This window comes from Pirellulaceae bacterium (genome assembly GCA_029243025.1).
GTDB lineage: Bacteria > Planctomycetota > Planctomycetia > Pirellulales > Pirellulaceae.
This window is the reverse complement of the sequence record JAQWSU010000029.1, coordinates 13,206-27,681: the sequence shown is the minus strand read 5'-3', so window position 1 is coordinate 27,681 and position 14,476 is coordinate 13,206. Positions and strand designations below refer to the sequence as shown.

The 14,476-nt window shown below is 52.2% G+C and carries 6 protein-coding genes; 2 read left to right on the top strand and 4 right to left on the bottom strand.

The annotated features are described in order from the left end of the window. The first annotated feature begins 4 nt into the window (after positions 1 to 4). Complete coding sequence (locus P8N76_12605; protein ID MDG2382503.1) at positions 5 to 1,471, top strand: hypothetical protein; 1,467 nt, start codon at positions 5 to 7, stop codon at positions 1,469 to 1,471. A gap of 59 nt (positions 1,472 to 1,530) precedes the next feature. Here the strand turns inward: P8N76_12605 and P8N76_12600 are convergent, their stop codons facing one another. The 4 genes from P8N76_12600 to P8N76_12585 form a co-directional block, all read right to left on the bottom strand. Next, positions 1,531 to 2,187, bottom strand: coding sequence for a metallophosphoesterase family protein (locus P8N76_12600; protein MDG2382502.1), 657 nt, complete (start codon positions 2,185 to 2,187; stop codon positions 1,531 to 1,533). Between the two features lie 314 nt (positions 2,188 to 2,501). Further along, positions 2,502 to 4,190, bottom strand: a complete 1,689-nt coding sequence (locus P8N76_12595) for a BBP7 family outer membrane beta-barrel protein (protein ID MDG2382501.1) — start codon at positions 4,188 to 4,190, stop codon at positions 2,502 to 2,504. Between the two features lie 268 nt (positions 4,191 to 4,458). After that, positions 4,459 to 6,306 (bottom strand): Ig-like domain-containing protein, encoded by a 1,848-nt coding sequence (locus P8N76_12590; GenBank protein MDG2382500.1) that lies wholly within the window; start codon positions 6,304 to 6,306, stop codon positions 4,459 to 4,461. A gap of 24 nt (positions 6,307 to 6,330) precedes the next feature. Then, positions 6,331 to 8,079 (bottom strand): dockerin type I domain-containing protein, encoded by a 1,749-nt coding sequence (locus P8N76_12585; GenBank protein ID MDG2382499.1) that lies wholly within the window; start codon positions 8,077 to 8,079, stop codon positions 6,331 to 6,333. A 576-nt stretch (positions 8,080 to 8,655) separates the two neighbouring features. Between P8N76_12585 and P8N76_12580 the strand changes: the two genes are divergently transcribed. Further along, a complete protein-coding gene (locus P8N76_12580; GenBank protein MDG2382498.1) occupies positions 8,656 to 14,133 on the top strand; it encodes a tandem-95 repeat protein in 5,478 nt (1,825 codons plus the stop codon). The last annotated feature ends 343 nt before the right edge of the window (positions 14,134 to 14,476 follow it).

Below are 14,476 nucleotides of genomic sequence, written 5' to 3'. Positions count from 1 at the left end.
TTCGATGCGACAAATCATCCTCCTTGCAGTCATCGCATTAGGCACTTTTTCTACTGCTCGGTGCGAAACCAACGAAGACCAATACTACCTGATTACAGAATTGCCAATTCCAGAGTCGGTTTTCCTGGAAGTCGGCGCCATGGAAATGATGCCAGACGAACGCTTAGCAGTAAGCTCGCGTCGTGGTGACATCTACCTGGTCGAAGGCGTTTTCTCAGATAAACCCAACGAAGACATACGTTTCCAGAAATTCGCCGGCGGATTGCACGAGGTGCTGGGCTTAGCCAAACGTGATGGAAAACTCTATGCAACCCAACGGGGAGAAATAACACGACTGACCGACGAGAACGCTGACGGAAAAGCGGATCTATTCGAGACGATTTCAGATAACTGGGGCATCAACGGTGATTACCACGAATACGCATTTGGTTCCAAGTTTGATCCGCAGGGACAACTTTGGGTCGTGCTCTGCCTGACGGGTTCTGGCAGCGCTGCAGACGCCAGCCCATTCCGCGGTTGGTGCATGCGGGTTTCAGAAGATGGCACCACTCTGCCTACCTGCAGCGGCATCCGCAGCCCCGGGGGAATCGGCATGAACGCGGATGGCGATGTCTTCTACACAGACAATCAAGGTCCCTGGAATGGAACCTGTAGCTTAAAGCACCTGCGGCCCGGTTCCTTCCAAGGAAATCCGACAGGCAACAAGTATTGGCAACTGACGGACTCTGCGGGTACGAATCCACCCTCGCCGAAAAGCGGCAGTCGAATCATGACCGAAGCCAAACGATTCCCCAGCCTTGAACCATCGGCAATTCTGTTTCCCTATAAAAAAATGGGCCAATCAGCGAGTGGTATCACTTGTGACACAAGCGGGGGTCGCTTTGGTCCCTTCGAAGGTCAATTGTTTGTTGGTGACCAAACCCACAGCACCGTGATGCGGGTCTATCTCGAAAAAGTCCAAGGACATTTTCAAGGTGCCTGTTTTCCATTTCGCTCCGGGTTTGGCTCCGGATCGCTCGCGTTGCTGATGAGCCCGCAAGGACAAATGTTTGTCGGAGGCACCAATCGGGGTTGGGGAAGTCGGGGACGCAAGCCTTATGCCCTGGAACGCGTCGACTGGACCGGAAAAACCCCTTTTGAGGTCCGGGAGATGCGAGCAAAACCCGACGGCTTTGAATTGCTCTTCACTCTGCCTGCCGACCCCGTGACAACAGCTGATCCGGCTTCCTATGCGATGAGTACCTACACCTACATTTACCAATCCGGCTATGGTAGCCCTGAGGTCGACCACACCACGCCTCAAATCACAAATATCGAAGTCGCCGATGACCGAAAAACGGTTCGATTGACGGTGGACGGACTACAAGAGGGTCACGTGCACGAACTGCACTTGGATGGGGTTCGCTCGGCAACAGGTAAAAAGCTGCTGCATGCAGAAGCCTACTACACCCTCAACTACCTGCCTGAATAACGATCATCATGCCAGTGAGGGCATCCGATAACACCCGTTCAATCGTAGGATCAAGTAGCTTACCGCAATTCGCCCCGATCGTTTGCCTGCCAGATTTTTCCAGAGAGCAGATCCATGGCGGTCAGCCATTGACCACCATAGCAATAGGTATCGAGACATTTGAGGTAGCCCACATCCATGATCTCGCCATATTTGTCCGGCGTGTGACCCACGACGGTCACCTTTCCACTTTTGTGCGGACCGGGCATGGCCTCTTCCAAAGATCGCCAACGCAAAACCATTGGCCCCAATTCGGCAGGCTTGACATCGGCTTCGTAATTCGCATGAAAGAAAAGGTGCGAATCGGTTTCGACGTAATCAAGACAACGGCTAAGAAAGTCGACATGTGCCTGTGGAATCACTTTTAGGTCACCATCAAATTGATAGGAATCCAAGGTTTCGACTCCCCCATATCGTGTCCACAAGCTTGGCTGCATTTCACCAGTAACGACACCGATCATCATCTCTTCGTGGTTACCCAGAATCGGTTTTAGCGTCGTCTGACTTTCCAAGACAAGCAGTTGATCAATGACTCCTTTGCTATCGGGACCGCGATCAATGTAGTCTCCAAGTGGGACCACAAGATCATCTTGATTTGGCTGTAGCTCCCGTAAGAGGCGTTTAAGCGCTTGTGCACAACCATGAATGTCACCGATAGCTATAATTCTCGAGGGCATGAAGAGTCCAAAATGTACGGTTTCAAATCGCAAGCGTGTCGATCGCTGAAAAATTCATACAACAATTACTACCTAATAAACTCACTTTGGCAAGGTGGCAGACCGATTTGACTCTTTTTTTTCTGAATCACAGCACCCGTCGGCGTTGACTTGAGAACTCGCTCAGCATCGCCGATCAATCGATTCGATCAACTTGCACACCTTAATTTCACACACCTTAATTTCACATCGCACTTAACGACAACAGCCGTGCCACCCCAAACCAGGGCGACACGGCCGGCCGTATGATTGCGAGTCAAAACGATCAACGCGGCTTAGAAGCGAGCATTGAGACCAAATGTCAAACCTTGAACCCAGAAACTCTCATCCGTCAATGTATAGACGGGAGCTTCGGGACCGACGATCGGTGGATCAATCTGCGTCGGGTTGATGCTAGTGTCAACTGCCTCGGCAGCCATCGCCGCATTCGACCAGTACATGAATGTATAACCTACCGTTGCCTGAAATCGGCTGGTCAGGCTATAGGCCAAATTCAGCGACAACTCAGGAACGATGGTAAATTCATCTCGCTCGTAAACACCAATATTGGATGGCAAGGCCAACAACCCCGAGGGTCGAGTGTTCGTAGAACCTCCAGGAATAGTCGTCGTCGATTGGCCTTTGATCGAAACGGTTTCTTGTGTCGCTCCGAGACTCACCTTTGAAATAAGATTCCAGGTCAACCGGCCGTCAAAGCCTTGTGCCATGAGCCCAAGCTCACCCCCGTAGAATTCGTTCCTAGTTTTGAAAATATCATCAGTTTCAATTTCTGTTCCTACAGGAAACACTCCGCCGGTGTCTTCAACCACGATCACATCATTGATTCGCAACGAGTCATTGACGCGAGTCGTATGAAAACCACCCAGGAAGTCGATTCGATTTCCATAACCGTAATAGAGCATCTTACGAAGGAAGAGCTCAAAACCCTGAATCTCGGTGGAACCATCGATGTTAATCGACCCACTGCTGATGCCCGGGTAGGCTACAACTAGAGCATCTTGAACATTTAAATCCACATCGAAAAAGGGTCGGGCCAAGATTGGCGACCCGCTCGATTGGGCTGAGAAATTAGCCGTATCGTGATCGAAATAGAGTCCGCGTCCAGCAATGCCCCAAGTTTGCTGCGGGTCAAACCAAACACCGATCATACCGCGGTAACCCAAATCAGCGTCGTCATCCAAGTCGCCCCCAAAGAGAACACTCGTGGTGTTCAAACCAAGAACGCCAGCCTGATCGAAAGGCGTTCCATCGGGGCTTGTCGTCGCCAAAGCAGGCACACTCCCAGATCCGTTGGTCCATAGCAACATGGCCTCGCCGTCTGCCCAAATCCATGAAGGTCGTGGACAGCCGCTGTCAGAAATCCCGAAACAACCCGAGTAGCTGTTGCACAAGTCACCCAAAAGATGCCCCCCAAGCTTTCCGTGACGCAGCTTAGCGGCCATGCCACCGTTTAGAAAACCTGTCAACAGACCACCGTCACAACGACAAGAACAGGAAGCAGTTCCGCAGGAATCACACGCATCACACGAGTCGCATCCTGCATCACCACTGCACCCCTGCCCCGCAGCTTTATCGGCCGGTTCCGAAGTCTCCCGAAAGGCCGGAGCCGAAGCCACAGCCGGAGCCGAAACGGCAGCCGGAGCCGAAACGGCAGCCGGAGCGGAAACGGCAGCCGGAGCGGATGTGGGAGCCGTCACAATCGAGCTCAAGTCGCGGGGTGCAGACACCTGCGTGGCTGGCGCCCTATTTGAGTCTTGCCAATACTGCATCGCTGGCGGTGGAACCGCTGCTGTCTGGAGCTGCACCGGCTGGCCGTGAGCCGGCCCGGGCACCGGCTGAGGCGGAACGGACGCCTGCCCTGCCGAAAAGTCTCCAACGGAATTAATCTGCTGGGAATGGAGCTCAGTGGCAAGCTGTGTGATTGCCACCAAGCTGGTTAGTAAGAGTGTGATTTTTACCTTCATCGTCATGACTCGCTGGGTCCATACAATGTGGAAGATCCGTAGAGACAGATCGACGCATACCACCCGAAATTTCAGACAATACGATACGAGCGATAAAATCAGTGCAGCTTACGCATCCTAACAAGCAGTCGAAAAGCGCGTTCAGCAGTGCAAAAAAGCGTTCAGCAGTGCAAAAAAGAGCACAAGAGTGGCTCCTGGCAAGCGCTCCGAGGAGCTCTTTCGACCGCGACTGGCAGCTAGCAGGAGCACGGCCGGACGAGATTTCGGCTCAAAGCCGTTTCTTGGCTTTAAGATCGTCTTCCAAGGCGATATCAATGGCTGCTGCTGCCAAGGATGATGGAGCCATCGACAACTGCAGGGACACCGCCTCATCGGCTTCACCCTCCGCAGCCTGGTTTTGCTCCATGGCGACCCGATTAAGATCATTGAGTACTAACAAGGCATCGATGGGTGTCACGAAGGAGTCGCCACTCACATCCAGAAAGGGAGGCGGTGATTCACCATCCGTCGGCAACGGTAATTGACGGGCAGAATTTGCGTTCAAATCGTTCAAGATCAAGAGCACATCGATGGAAGAAACGTACGAGTCACCGTTCACATCCATTGGATTCACCGGATTCTGCCACTCCGTTCCGACACTCGGCTGCACGTCCAGATCAACGCGGGCAGACTCCGATATGAGGCCTTCATCATCGATGACCGCATATTCGAAGAAGTCACTTCCGGAAAAGCCTGAAGTCGGTCGGTAAAACAGTTTTTCCAACGAAACGTCTAAACTGACCGTTCCGTGTTGGGGTTGAACCAGCAAGCGAGTATCTTGAATTACAAGCGTTCCATCATCACTATCGTTGGCAAAGATATCCAACTCAGTCGATTGCTCGGATTGAACTTCATACTGGTCGTCTTGAGCAATCGGTATTTGATTGATCAGTTGGACGGCAAAATTGATATTCAAGCGAAGTTGTGACGGATTCAGTTCAAGTAGATGACTTCCGTCTTCCGGAAAATTGACAACCCATCCCGGATGAAGATCAACGAACACATCATAAGATCCGGCCCGTAGGTCGCCAAAATAGAAGAACCCTTCTGTGTCGGTGACGACCGATGCTTCACTCGGACCGAGTCGACCATCGCCATCCACATCGACAAACACATCGAGATCCGGCAAGTAGGGCTCTTCAACATCCTGCATTCCGTCACCATTTAAATCATGAAAAATCGTACCCGCTAGAGCTGAATCGTCAGGCGTGTTGGTATTGAAGTCGACTTTCTGATTGGAGTCGAAGATCGCAATCTGTTTAAACGTGATCGAGTCTCTGTCACCGAGATTGGTTGCCGTCACGGCGTAAACCCCATCGGGCACTTGCATCCCGTATCCACCTGCTTCGCCCGTTTCGGCCGTAAATATCATCCCGTCCGATTCGCGTACCGCGGTCACGGTAACCGCCCCCAAACCCTCACCCATCGTGTAGAACTTGTCTTCCTCAACACTGTCATCGTAGGCCACACCCGTGATGAAATGCTGGCCGCCCGGATTCCCAAAATTCTCCGTGACCATAATCGAGCTTCGAGATCCCATCGACAGGAATCCGAATTCAATTCCCAAACCGACTTCACGGTAACCGCCGACGAGCATGTTGACGCGATGATCTTCACTGAGAAACAAAGCTTTGTGACGTTCGTAGATTTCCCCGTCACGATCCAAGAAGGCATCCGTCCCGTACCAAGCGAGATTTTCTCCTGCAGTGCCGGGATAGCCGAGAGCCCAAGCCCGATCCGCCGGCCCGAGGCCATCCGGATTGACGTGAGCGAAAAACTCCCGGTCTAACATGTCTAACGAGTGGGCTCGAGCGGTATCAGTCAAAATTTGACTCGGGGCGAGCGGCTGCTTCGGATCTCCATTGATCGTGTCAGGGTTCAAACCTTCGTTCAAATCAACTTCAAAACGAGCCGCCTCAGCAAGCGGATCACGCCGTGCCCGATTGATCAACTCTAACAGTAATTGGTCTCGATCTGTCAAATCGACGGCGGTCAGCATTTCACGGGCTTCCAGAGCTTCCGCCGTCAAGCGACGACTCTGCAGTTTTGCCGATCTCCGTCTTTTAGTACCAAACACGCTAGGCAACCCTTTAGCCGAAAGTTAGAGCTTGGAATCGAGATGCAACGCATCCCATGATGTGCTTTGGTTCCCGTTTTTCAAACATCGAGATCTGCCACCCGGATTCTCCCTCGCCTGTTCAGTATAAAAGGAATCCCGAAAGATCAGGTCGATATTGGCAGCTTTACGCAAATAATCGCTGGAAGGTTCAAACGATTCGACCACTTCTCGACACGGTTTTGGAAAACCACGGTTTTGCTGCCGCCCGGCGGCAAAAGCATTTCTGCCTGGCGATTCACCTTCTCCGATCCCCGAGTTTTGACTCGCTGATATTTGGTTCGTGGGCTCCATCCCAACCACCGACGATGCCTCGTTTAATTGATTGATCACAAACAACGCATCAATCGCGGAAACAAAACCATCCCCGTTCACGTCGATAAAAGCGATTACTGAAGGGGCAGGCGCTGGCAGCAATTCACGGGAGCCATTTTGGTTTAGTTCGTTGATCACGATCAACGCATCTAGCGGCGAGATAGCCGAGTCACCATTCACATCCGTCGGCAATTCCACGTTTTGCCACGAAATCAAGGGGTGATCGAAATAATCTACCCAAGCATTGGAAGTCAAACCTGTCGAGTCATCAACGGAACGAATCTCGATCTGTTGTGCGGCTCGGGGAACGGGAATATCAAAATCCAGATCAACCTGATGGGCATCATACGTTCCAACCGTTTCCCAGGTTGACTGATCAAAGCGAACTTCAACCCGACTGATCCTATTCAGGGTAATGGCATTTCCATTACCGTCCGGATTATGGTTGGAAAGCGTCGCGACTTGCGTCATCCCGGAGAAGGAAAAGCGGTTTTCTGGTGAAATGAACTCCCCTTGACCTTCCAAGTGATGGGGCACATCTAACACGTCAAAAATCCCATCCTGATCCGAATCCTTCCAGCCAATCATCTCCATCGCAGAGTCCGAGATAGCGTGGGTTGAAAAAGCAGTAAGATGAGAATCCATAATGCTACGAACGCGCCCTTCCGGATTCGGGTTGCCATCGTAGGCGTTCGTATTCTGTGAGTTGTAATAGCCACGGTGCTCATCATAGGACTTTCCCCCCGCATACTCATCCATCGCCCAAAACATGTGAGCCGCTTCATGAGCAAACGTACTCGCTGGTCGCTCAGAGGTCGCAACAAAGAATCGACCACCGGCGAAGGCGAAGGCACGAGGAAATGAGCCGCTCGCATCGAAACGACTATCCGAATCCTGTTCGGCATTCACGACGAAGATTGTGAATGCCCAATCGGTTCCGTACTCAATCCGTTGCCGATGATTGAAGTCCAGGATTCGATCGTCAAAACCAGTCGCACTGGGTACCTCAGCTGCGGCGAAAAAATCATTGATCCAGAAGATAAAATCGTTGGATGGTCGCGAAATCGGCTCGTATCGCGTCGCAATCGGCTGATCCGCAAAGGTGAAATCAAAATAAAAATTCAGATCGTGCACCGAGGACTGTTGGTCAAGCGCATCCGACCACCATTCCATGCCTGTAACAATTCGTTCCTTAGTTTCTCGAATTGACTGACTCGTCCAATTCTCCGTACTCGAATCCAGCGTACCGTCCGATTCCAGCAGAACCACGGAAACCAGCACATCCCCCAGCATATATTCTGCCGTATCCTCGGCCCCTGCGCCGTAGGGTACTGAAGATAGCAAGCGACGCTCCTCAAGTGACTCGAGAGCAGCTTGGCGTTGAAAGGCAGTTTTAGCGCGTTGTCGTCGTTGCATCATCGAAGAAAAACTGATCCACAGAGAAGCTTGCCGGGGCGATTCTTATCCGAAAAGGTAGAAGATTTGGCGGGTTGTCGCGTGAAAGAACGCTTATATCTCTAAGTGTCTAGGTTACTACTGGTTTGGATTTACATCAATGTTTTAAGTGGTTTGGCAGACGGGACTTTCTTTCATTCCACAAAAGCGGAAAATTGCGGTTATGAGTCTACTGACAGTATTTCCACCCACGACATGGCAGGCAAGTCTCAGTCGACTCGAAGTCAGAATGGTTTGCTTGAAAAAAAAACTTAACGTAACTAGTGTAAACATTAGGCGGGGCAAATCACCCCAATCCTATCTGCTCAGTCGAGAGCAAAACAAAATCGGATCCCGCTCCTACCGCCGCTAAGTCAGCACAAGCCCAAAACGAGCTGGCAGCCGGAAGACAAGTTAAAAAACCACCAGTCCACATTCGACACAAAAATCACGGCAAGCGTCACAATGAAAGATGGGCGTGGCCAGCCGCGAGCATGACGGATCGACAAATTACAGCAGGACAACCCGAAGTCGTTCGGTCTTCACTCACCCGGAACAGAAATGACTATGATCCAGCTACTGCGACGAATTGGCTTTCCACCCTTCAAACGCGCCTCTTCAACGCGATCTCATCGGGACGCGCAGTGTCGCTTCACAACAAACGAGCACCTCGAATCTCGTGTGTTGCTCGCTGCCGACACGATGGCCTCCATCGACAACTCCGTAGAGGCTGCGGACGTGAATCGCGACGGCCACCTCGCCTCGATGGACGCTCTGGCAATCCTGAATGCCCTTAGTCGCGGCAGCAGTGAATTAATGGCGCACGCAGGCGTTCCCTATACGAACGAGGGGACACTGTCTGCACAACCTGAGGTTTTCGACGTCAATGGTGATGAGGTGGTCACTATTGACGACGCCGATCAGGTGATCCGGACACTGAATGCGGTTGCTGCAAGTCCTGCAGTGGCGGCGACCGCCGAGGGAGAGGCCGGCGACATCGAAATCCAAGTCGGTGCTGACACGTTTGTGCTCTACAACTCGCTGAATGGATCGCTCCGGGTTGAAACCACGAATCTCGTCACCACGCTTGAAATGATCTCAAAGAGTGGCATCTTCACCGGTGATGATGCCATCAATCTGGGTGGATCATTTGACATCGATACGGATACGAAGATTTTCAAGTTAGCTCAAAACGGATTCCTTGATCAGTCCTTCGGTACGGTAACCCAAACGGGACTCACCGAAGAATTTCTACGCAGCGATTTGACCATCAATGGATCGATTCTCGCTCCTGACCCGAACGATCCCGGCCGACTTTTCGGTGCGCCCCTCAGCGACAACATGGTCAAGATTCGCCTGCAAGTCACCGACGTTTTCGGTGCCCCCGTCAGCGAACTGTCATTCGACGATGAGTTCTTGGTCCGAGTGTTGACCCAAGACAAGCGGGGCTACGGGTTATTCCCAGCAGGCAACGAAGGCGTTTTCTCGGCCTATCTTGACATCGCATTCGACTCCAACCTAGCAGTCGCCGACGGCAACATTGTCTTTTCGAATGATTACAAGAATGCAACCAGCGGCACGATCACTCCCGGACTCATTGACGAAATTGGTGCGGTCAGCACGAGCACCAGTCCCTTGGATAAGTCTGAATACGAAGTAGCACAGATCCGCATGCGAGCCACCGGCAGTGGCGAGCTGACCTTTATTGCCGATCCGGCTGACGAACTCCCCAATCATCAGACACTCGTATTTGGTGGAACCGCTGGTGTCGACGCGGTCGACATCGAATTTATTGACAGTCAATCGGTAACCATTAGTGACACCCCAACGGCTCCTGATTTAGTGCAATTTGCCAAAGACATCGCCGATTCTGGCGCGATCTTTTATGGTGCCAACTGGTGCGGACATTGCACGTCACAGAAGGAACTCTTCGAAGAAGGCCAATCCTATCTGCCATTCGTCGAAGTTACATCTTCTGATCGAACACCGAACGAAATAGCAATCGACAACGACGTCACGACATTTCCCACCTGGGTATTTACCGACGGAACAAGGTTAAGCGGCTTCCAAACTCTGGAAACACTTTCCGAGCAAACGGGCATCGCCATTCCTGAATCCAACACTCCAATCATTCTCCCCGTTGAAGATGTCAATTTACTTTCGGGATCGCCTCTAAACATTCCCTTAGACGGCTACGACCCCAACAACGATGGTCCTTTGACTTACACCGTGACGACAGACAACCCCGATCTCGTCATGACGTCGCTCCTCGAAGGCAATCGCAGCATGGAGATTGACGTCAGTGGCTATGGAAAAATGGTCTTTGAATTGTTCGATGACAAAGCACCACGTGTCACCGATCAAATTACGTCACTTGTGGAAGACGGTTTCTACGATGGGCTTACCTTCCATCGCATTCTGAATAACTTCGTAATTCAAGGTGGAGACCCGATCGGTAACGGTACAGGCGGACCTGACCGACCCGACTTCGCCGACCAATACCACGTCGATCTACAGCACAATCAAACTGGCGTGCTATCGATGGCGAAATCACAAGATGACACGAACGGCTCTCAGTTCTTCATTACCGAAGGCGCTACACGCCACCTCGACTTCAATCATTCGATCTGGGGACAACTTGTCGAAGGTGAAAGTAATCGTCAAAGCATCAGCAACGTGGCGGTCGAACCAGGTGGTCGCCCCACTTACACCGTCACCATGACATCCGTCGACATTTTTGACGACATCGAAAATAGCATGTTGATGCTGAGCGCGCCAGAAGGTGCGTCGGGAACGGCCAACGTCACTGTCACTATCTCAGATGCCGAGGGACACTCAACTCAGAACTCGTTCGCAGTCAACGTATCGCCAGACACTGAGAATGGTGGCCCCTTCCTCGATGACATCAATGACATCACGACGGAAGCGAACACAGAAGCAACTTATCAATTGACTTCCCAGGATGTTGAAGGCGATGCGGTTTCCTATTCGGTTGTCAGTGGTTCGAACGCCGACTTCACCGTCGACAGTGAAAACGGACTCCTCACAATTGTTCCTGACCAAGGTTTTGTAGGTATTGCAACGGCAACAGTTCGCGTTCGAGCCTTGAATGGATCGGATACGGCAGACACCTACGACAGTCAACGCATTTCGGTCAACGTCTTGCCTGGCAAGGTGGGTCTCGATTTATCCGCAAGATCCGACAGCGGTTCCTCGAGCTCCGACAACCTCACGAACCAAACCGAGTTAGAATTTGAGGTCAGTGATGTGGCCGACGGTGCACTTGTCGAATTATTCGGCAATGGGACCAAAATCGGCGAAGGTACCGCAGTAGGCAACTCAGTGACCATCACAACTGCGAATCTGGCCAGCTTTGGTGACGGGGTCTACGAGATCACTGCGACGCAAACGGTGGGAGACACGACAAGCTCCCTGTCAGATGGTCTCACGATCGAATTAGACCAAACAGGTCCTGACGGCTTCACCGCCACCCCACCGAATACGGCCCTCGTGGGAACTGCCGTGACATTCGATACGGAGAACACGGAAGAGGGCAGCATCATTTATTCGTTATCGGGTGCACCATCATCGGCTAACATCGACTCCAACAATGGTCTCCTCACGTGGACGCCCACGATCAGCGAAGCGGGCACGCAGTCGTTCGACATCCAAGCCACGGACGCTGCTGGCAACACGAGTGCCCAAGCGGTCGACATTGACGTCGAACAAAATCAACTGATGACCTATCGCTTGAAGCTCACCGATCTCGATGGCAATTTGATCAACGCAGCCATCGCTGGTGAAGAATTCCTGTTGCAGGTTTACATCGAAGATCTTCGAACAGACGCTCTCAACGCGGGTGTCTTCTCGGCCTATCTGGATATCACTTATGACGACAATGCTGTGTCAGTCAATGGCGACGTGGAATTCAGCAGCAACTTCCAAAACGTTCAATTCTCTGATCTTAACACAGCGGGGCTGATAGACGACACGGGTGCAACCGCCGACACCACTCCATTAGGGTCAGGTGAATTCCTACTCATGTCGATCCCGATGATTGCAGATGGATCCGGAAATGCAGTTTTCGCTGCGGACCCGGCTGACAATCTACCATCGCGAGAAACCACACTGCATGGCCTGGGAGTTGGACTCTCACCCGACCAGATGGTTTTTGAGGGTACATCCTTGGAAATCGCGAGCATGACCTTTGCGAACGATGACACGTTCCAAGTCGACGAAGACAGTTCGGGCAACATTCTCAATGTACTTGCCAACGATTTTGCTGTCCCGGAAACGCGAACGCTGGCAGTCAACAGCGTCTCGGGCACCAGCAACGCAACTGTATCGATCAACGAGAATCAAGAGATCGTCTACACTCCTCAGGAAAATTTCACGGGTATCGACACCTTCAGTTACGAAATCATCGACAATGAAGGCGACACTTCCAGTGCGACGGTCACGGTAGAGGTCTCCAATGTGAATGACGACCCGACCGCCAACGACGACAGTTTCACAGTCAGCGAAGATCAAACGGATGTTGAAATTGAGCTACTCAATAACGACAGCAGCAGCCCAGACGTGGGTGAGACGCTCAGCATTACAGAGGTCACTCAGCCGGCAAACGGCAGCGTGCAAATCGGAGGAAACGGGACCACAGCACTGTTTACTCCGGATCCAGATTTCGCAGGAAGCACAAGCTTTAGCTACACCATTTCTGATGGAAACGGTGGTACGGCAAACGCGAATGTAACCGTCAGCGTGAGCGAGGTGAACGACACTCCCATCGTCTTCCAAGTCAATCGGGAGATCAACGAGGACACGACACTAACGCTTACCGCGGCGGAGCTACTAGCAAACGCTCTACCGGGAGGTGGTGAGATTGACCAAACTCTCGCACTCGTCTCTGTCGGCGAAGAATCGGGAGGCACACTGGAGAAAAATGGCGACGTCGTCACCTTCACACCAGCCCAAGATTTCGCCGGATCGCTCTCCTTCGAATACACGGTCACCGACAACGGCACGACGAACGGCGTGGCTGACCCTCGCACCGCAAGCGGTGTTGTGACAGTATTCGTCAATGAGGTCAACGACGCTCCGACGGCCGTTGCGGATACGGCCTCGGCCCAAACTGGTGCCGGTTCGATTTCCATTCTCGTACTCGAGAACGATACGATTTCTCCCGACAAAAATGAAGTCCTTTCGATTATTAGTGTGAGCGATGGTTCGGCCGCCGGCACGGTTAGCATCGTCGGAGACACGATCGAATACACCCCGGCTGAAGAATTCACGGAAGGCACCGAAACCTTCACCTACACGATCAGCGATGGCAATGGCGGACAGAGTACCGCGACCGTCAGCGTGACCGTCGTCAACTTCGTCGAAGGTGGCATCAAAGGCTCCTTCTCGAACGCAAATGTCGAGTTCGCAGGCATTCCGGTCTATCTGAGCGGTGTCAACAACATCGGAGCCGATGTCACGTATGAAACCACGACTGACTCAGATGGCAACTTCAGCTTCGAGACGATCACACCCGGCAGCTATAAATTGCGAACCGCTGACCCGCACTTTACAGATCCAACACCTGCGGACAATTCGACGGAAACCTTCGATATCGAATTGACCGCCAGCGGCACCGGCGACACCGAATACAATTTCGACAATCGCAATTTAGACCCAAAATTCGCCATCTGGGAAACCTTGTCATCCCACTCCGATTCCGGCCTGTACACTTCCGTCAACGAAACCGACGGCCATGAGTGGTCTCAGTTCGACGACGGCTGGGAAGACGTTGAAATGGTGGACATCCAATTCACCGACAACATGTCTTCGTTGCAAGTAACCATCTCAGAGGATGGCCAAGAATTGACCACAACGATCGATTCGAGCAATCGAGAGCAGGTTCGAATTATCGGCAAGGAAGATGATTACCGACTCGTGCGAATCAAGGGATCGCGTGGCGACTTCGACTTCCAGCCGACGAATGGCGGCGGAGAGGGTGAGGCACCTCGGGATCAGGTATTCGCGGAAGGTCTGTGGTAGAGACCTCCGAATGGTGCAGCGGTCGCTTTTGCGGCCGCTGTCCGCCCGACAGAATTTGCCACACCATAAACCAAACCAAAGCAAAGACCGCCGCGATCATTGCGTGCATAATTTCGACAGGCATAGCGAGAACTCGCTGAAGGTAACAAACGACGTCCTCCTTGAACGACCGACCTTCCGTGCTGGCTCTAACTTCGGTTCAGCCGGACATCCAGCAACATTTTTTTCCGTTGGCGAGTTATGAACGTTTCAAGGCTAACACTCCCCGGAAGCGGAAAATATTCAACGGCCGGTTCGAACGTTAAGCTCTACCTGAGCCGCAGCCAGCAAGCTCATGGCCTTC

Excerpts from the sequence above, each read along its gene's own strand:
- P8N76_12585 (MDG2382499.1), bottom strand. The coding sequence starts at position 8,079 with ATGATGCAACGACGACAACGCGCTAAAACTGCCTTTCAACGCCAAGCT.
- P8N76_12605 (MDG2382503.1), top strand. The coding sequence starts at position 5 with ATGCGACAAATCATCCTCCTTGCAGTCATCGCATTAGGCACTTTTTCT.
- P8N76_12580 (MDG2382498.1), top strand. The coding sequence starts at position 8,656 with ATGACTATGATCCAGCTACTGCGACGAATTGGCTTTCCACCCTTCAAA.
- P8N76_12600 (MDG2382502.1), bottom strand. The coding sequence starts at position 2,187 with ATGCCCTCGAGAATTATAGCTATCGGTGACATTCATGGTTGTGCACAA.
- P8N76_12595 (MDG2382501.1), bottom strand. The coding sequence starts at position 4,190 with ATGAAGGTAAAAATCACACTCTTACTAACCAGCTTGGTGGCAATCACA.